A 5,393-nucleotide genomic window follows, 5' to 3' on the forward strand; every position below is an offset into this window, starting at 1 on the left:
GGCCAGCCCTGGCCGCGGCAGCGCTGCTGGCCACCGGCTGGGCAGCCAGCGCCCAGCACGTCCGTGCGGCGGCTCGGCTGCGGCAGGCGGTCGACGCCTGCCTGGCCGGCCAGGCCTCGCTCGGTGACGCGCTGCTGCCGGTCTGGGCGCAGCAGATCGACACCTCGCGCCAGCAGATGGAACACGCGGTGTCGGCCCTGGCCGAACGCTTCTCCGGCATCGTCGCCCAGTTGGCCCAGGCCACGTCGATGTCCGAACTGGCTGGCGACTCGATCAACGGCGGCGAAACGGCCCTGGTGAAGGTGCTCGACAAGGGCGAGCGCGAGCTGGGCACCGTCGTCTCGTCGCTGCAATCCGCGATGACCGCCAAGCAGCTGATGGTCGATCGCATCAGCGAACAGCGCCAGTTCATCCAGGACCTCGAAGGCATGACGGGCGACGTGGCCCGCATCGCGCAGCAAACCAACCTGCTGTCCCTGAACGCCGCCATCGAAGCCGCGCGCGCCGGCGAGGCCGGCCGCAGCTTCGCCATCGTGGCCCAGGAAGTGCGCACGCTGTCGGCACGCTCGGCCGAGACCGGCCGCAACATCGCCCGCAAGGTCGCGCTGATCAGCCAGACGATCGAAGGCACCTGCACCGCGGCCGAACAGTCGCTGAATGACGACAACGCGGCGGTGGCCGCGTCCAAGGGCTCGATCGAATCGGTGCTCGGCCAGTTTCGCGGCTCGACGCAGGCGCTGATGCAGCGTGCCGACGAGCTGAAGCAAAGCCGCGACTACCTGCAGCGCGAGATCAGCCAGGCGCTGCTGCACCTGCAGTTCCAGGACCGCGTGAGCCAGATCATGGGCCACGTGAAGACCAACATCGAACGCGTACCGCAGCTGATGGCCGAGGGCCGCGAGCGTTGCGGCACCGGCCAGTTCCCCCCCGCCCTGGATGCACGTGCCCTGCTCGACGAGCTGGAGCGCAGCTACGCCATGGCCGACGAGCGCGGCGGCGGTGGCGCAGCCACCCAGGGCGCTCCGGCGGCCAGCACGATCACTTTCTTTTGACGAGGCAACTGAGATGACCAAAACGATCCTGATCGTGGRTGACTCCTCCTCCGTGCGGCAGGTGGTGGGCATCACGCTGCGCTGCGCCGGCTACGAAGTGCTCGAAGGCCGCGACGGCCGCGACGCGCTGTCGCTGCTCAAGGGCCAGAAGGTCCACCTGATCATCAGCGACGTGAACATGCCAAACATGGACGGCATCAGCTTCGTCAAGGCGGTGAAGCAAAGGCCGGAGTACCGCTTCACGCCGGTGGTCATGCTGACCACCGAATCGCAGGACACGAAGAAGGCCGAAGGCAAGGCCGCCGGCGCCAAGGCCTGGGTCGTCAAGCCCTTCCTGCCCGAGGCGCTGGTCAATGTCGTGCAGATGCTGGTGCTGCCATGAGCGAGCCGAACACCATCACGCCACGGGCGGGCTGCGTCCGCCTCGAGGGCGAGGTCACGATCTACCACGCGGCTGCCCAGAAAGAACTGCTGCTCGGCGCACTGGCCGGCTGCGGCGGCACGCTGGAGCTGGACCTCTCGGCGGTGACCGAGATCGACACCGCCGGCCTGCAACTGCTGATGCTGCTCAAGCGCACCGCCGTGCGCCAGGGCCATGAGCTGCGACTGATCGGCCACACCCCGGCGGTGCTGGAGGTGTTCGACCTGGTCAATGTCGCCGGCACTTTCGGCGACCCCCTGCTGATCGACGGCCAGGCGCCCGACGGGAGCACCCCATGAACCTCGAAGCGGCGCTGCAAACCTTCATCGCGGAATGCCGTGATCTGCTGGTCGACATGGAAGGCGCCTTGCTCGCGCTGGGCCAGTCGCCCGACACCGCCGAAGGTGTCAACGAGATCTTCCGCGGCGCCCACACGATCAAGGGCTCGGCCGGCCTGTTCGGTCTCGACCACATCGTGGCCTTCACCCATGTGGTTGAAAGTGTGCTCGACGCCGCCCGCGAAGGCCGGGTCACGATCGACGAAGAGCTGAAGGTCCTGCTGCTGTCGTGCTGCGACCACCTCATGCTGGCCATCGAAGCGGTCGCGGACGGCGAGTTGCAGCCCGACGAAGATTCGAAGCGCAACGCCGGCATTCTGATCGAGCAGCTCAGTCGCCACCACACGGGCAGCGGCAAGACGCTGGTGGTGACGGCCGACGAGCCGCCACTGCAGCGCATCGCCCGCGACGCCGCCGGTGGCCGCAGCCACCACTGGCACCTGTCGCTGCGCTTCGGTGGTGACGTGCTGCGCAACGGCATGGACCCGCTGTGCTTCATCCGCTACCTGCAACGCATCGGGCGCATCGTCGGCATCGCTGCGCTGGACGACGCGCTGCCGGAACCGGCACAGATGGACCCCGAAACCTGCTACCTGGGTTTCGAGATCGCGCTGGCCAGCGATGCGGACAAGGCGCAGATCGAAAACGTCTTCCAGTTCGTCAGCGACGACTGCGAGCTGCGCATCCTGCCGCCGGACAGCCTGGTCGACGACTACGTTCGCCTGATCCAGGCGCTGCCCGAAGGCTCGATGCGCCTCGGCGAGATCCTGATCGGCTGCGGCAGCCTGACCCAGCGCGAGCTCGACGAGGCGCTGGCCATGCAGGCCCAGCCCTCTTCCGAAGACGCACCATCCGCCGAGCGCCCCAAGCTGGGCACCGTGCTGGTCGAGCAACAGTTCGTGCAGCCCGCGCTGGTGGAGGCAGCCCTGTCAAAGCAGACCCAGCTGCGCCAGGCCAACGAAAGCCGTTCGCAGGAAGGGCGCTCACTGCGCATCGACGCCGACAAGCTCGACCACCTGATCAACCTGGTCGGCGAGCTGATCATCGCCGGCGCCAGCGCCGACCTGCTGGCCCGCCAGACCCACCGCGGCGAACTGCAGGAGGCCACCTCCCGCATGGCCGGCCTGGTGCAGCAGGTACGCGACAGCGCGCTGCAGCTGCGCATGGTCAAGATCGGTGCCACCTTCAGCCGCTTCCAGCGCGTGGTGCATGACGTGGCCCGCGAGACCGCCAAGGACATCGCGCTGCTGATCAGCGGCGAAGACACCGAGCTGGACAAGACCGTCGTCGAGAAGATCGGCGACCCGCTGCTGCACCTGGTACGCAACGCCATCGACCACGGCATCGAGCCGGCCGAGGCGCGGGTGGCCAGTGGCAAGCCGGCCCAGGGCACGGTCAAGCTGCACGCCTTCCATGACTCCGGCAGCATCGTCATCGAGGTCAGCGACGATGGCGGCGGCCTGCGGCGCGACCGCATCCTGGCCAAGGCCGTCGAGCGCGGCCTGATCGAAGCTGAGCAGCGGCTGAGCGACTCCGAAGTCTTCGACCTGATCTTCGAACCCGGCTTCTCGACCGCTGAAGCGGTGACCAACCTGTCGGGCCGCGGCGTTGGCATGGACGTGGTCAAGCGCAACATCAGTGCGCTGCGCGGCACCATCAACATTCGCAGCGCCGAGGGCCAAGGCACCACGGTGAGTGTGCGACTGCCACTGACGCTGGCCATCATCGATGGCTTCCTGGTCGGTGTCGGCGACTCGGTCTTCGTCGTGCCACTGGAAGCGATCGAAGAATGCATCGAACACGCCAGCGAGGCGGGCCAGGCCTGGTGCAACCTGCGCGACCACGTGCTGCCACAGATCCGCCTGCGCGACTACTTCGACATCGAAGCCCCGCCGCCGCGGCGCGAAAGCACGGTGGTGATCCAGCAAGCGGGCCAGCGTTTCGGGCTGGTGGTCGACCAGCTGATGGGCGAGTTCCAGACGGTGATCAAGCCGCTGTCGCGCGTGTTCGCCAGCGTCAAGAGCATCAGCGGCTCGACCATCCTCGGCAGCGGCGAGGTGGCGCTGATCCTCGACGTGTCGGCTCTCGTGGCCGGCCAGATCACTGCCACCGCGCGGGCCAGCCCGGCGCATTAGACGACGCGCACAGCACCCCCACGACCCCTCACCTCACGTCACGCCGAGCGCAGTCAGGCCGGCCACCCGAACCCTGAAAGAGAGTTCTTCATGTTCTCGAACCTGTCACTCAAGACCAAGATCCTCGCCCTGCTGGGCGTCGGCATCGCGGCGCTCCTCGCGGTCATCTTCATCGCCTACATGGGCCTCAAGCGAGACGCCGAGATGCTCTCGGAAGTCGGCGAGAACCGCCTGCCCTCCGTCAAGGACCTGCAGGTGGTGAACGAGGCCAAGACGGCGATCCGCTCGACCAGCCGCGGCATCGACACGATGGCCAGCTACCCCGAAGAGGTGAAGAACATCGACCACGAGCTGAGCAACAAGGCCAAGGCGTGGGAGCGGGCCGACAAGGCCTGGAAAGCGTACGACGCGCTACCGCAGACGGCGGAGGAGGCGGTGGTCTGGAAGCAACTGGAGAAGGAATGGGGCGCCTGGCGGGCCCTCGACCAGCGCATTGGCGAGTTGGCCAGGGAGATCACCAAGGCCGACAGCGCGGCCCGGCGCAAGGAACTGTTCCAGGACTACCACGAAGCGCTGATCGCCAGTCGGCCCGCGTTCAAGGCGGCGGAAGACACGCTCGAGAAGCTCGTCGACATGAATACCCAGGCCGGCGAGGATGCCGTCAAGGAAGCGCAGGAGTCGTCGACACGGGCGCGCAGCCTGATGTACACGGTTTCCGCGATTGCGCTGGCGACCCTGATCGCGCTCGGCTTGTTCATCCTGCGTGCGGTGATGCGCCAGCTCGGCGGCGACCCGTCGTATGCCGCGGAGGTGGTCGACAAGGTCGCTGCCGGCGACCTGACTGTCGACATCGCGCTGCGCGCCGGCGACCAGACCAGCCTGCTGGCCGCGATGAAGAAGATGGTCGAGAAGCTCTCGCATGTCGTGTCCGAGGTGTCGAACAGCGCCAACGGCCTGAGCAGCGCCGCCGAGCAGGTCAACTCCACCGCGCAGTCGCTGTCGCAAGCCGCCACCGAGCAGGCCTCGGGTGTCGAAGAGACCAGCGCGTCGGTCGAGCAGATGACCGCGTCGATCAGCCAGAACACCGAGAACGCCAAGGCCACCGATGCAATGGCCAGCAAGGCCTCCAGCGAAGCCACCGAAGGCGGCGAAGCGGTCAAGTCGACCGTGGCTGCGATGAAGCAGATCGCCAAGAAGATCGTCATCATCGACGACATCGCCTACCAGACCAACCTGCTGGCACTGAACGCCGCGATCGAAGCGGCGCGGGCGGGCGAACATGGCAAGGGCTTCGCGGTCGTGGCTGCCGAGGTGCGCAAGCTGGCCGAGCGCAGCCAGGTGGCGGCGCAAGAGATCGGTGAAGTCGCCGGCTCGAGCGTCGAGCTGGCCGAGCGCGCCGGGCAACTGCTCGATGAAATGGTGCCCAACATCAAGCGCACCTCCGACC

Annotated in this window: 5 protein-coding genes; all 5 read left to right on the plus strand. The window is 67.4% G+C overall.

The features are described from left to right. Positions 1-1,052 (plus strand): methyl-accepting chemotaxis protein (locus tag AC1DYI_RS25350; protein WP_477206906.1); only part of this gene is annotated, 1,052 nt, incomplete at its 5' end. A gap of 13 nt (positions 1,053-1,065) precedes the next feature. Further along, entirely contained in the window at positions 1,066-1,434 is a 369-nt protein-coding gene (locus AC1DYI_RS25355) for a response regulator (RefSeq protein WP_477206907.1), read from the plus strand. After that, positions 1,431-1,772 (plus strand): STAS domain-containing protein, encoded by a 342-nt coding sequence (locus AC1DYI_RS25360; RefSeq protein ID WP_477206908.1) that lies wholly within the window; start codon positions 1,431-1,433, stop codon positions 1,770-1,772. The genes AC1DYI_RS25355 and AC1DYI_RS25360 overlap by 4 nt, the downstream gene beginning before the upstream one ends. Beyond that, on the plus strand, positions 1,769-3,946 hold the full coding sequence (locus AC1DYI_RS25365; protein WP_477206909.1) for a chemotaxis protein CheA: 2,178 nt from the start codon (positions 1,769-1,771) through the stop codon (positions 3,944-3,946). The genes AC1DYI_RS25360 and AC1DYI_RS25365 overlap by 4 nt, the downstream gene beginning before the upstream one ends. A gap of 90 nt (positions 3,947-4,036) precedes the next feature. Next, a partial coding sequence (locus tag AC1DYI_RS25370) for a methyl-accepting chemotaxis protein (RefSeq protein WP_477206910.1) occupies positions 4,037-5,393 on the plus strand: 1,357 nt, incomplete at its 3' end.

This window comes from Ideonella sp. P3_A4 (genome assembly GCF_056403075.1).

Excerpts from the sequence above, each read along its gene's own strand:
- AC1DYI_RS25360 (WP_477206908.1), top strand. The coding sequence starts at position 1,431 with ATGAGCGAGCCGAACACCATCACGCCACGGGCGGGCTGCGTCCGCCTC.
- AC1DYI_RS25365 (WP_477206909.1), top strand. The coding sequence starts at position 1,769 with ATGAACCTCGAAGCGGCGCTGCAAACCTTCATCGCGGAATGCCGTGAT.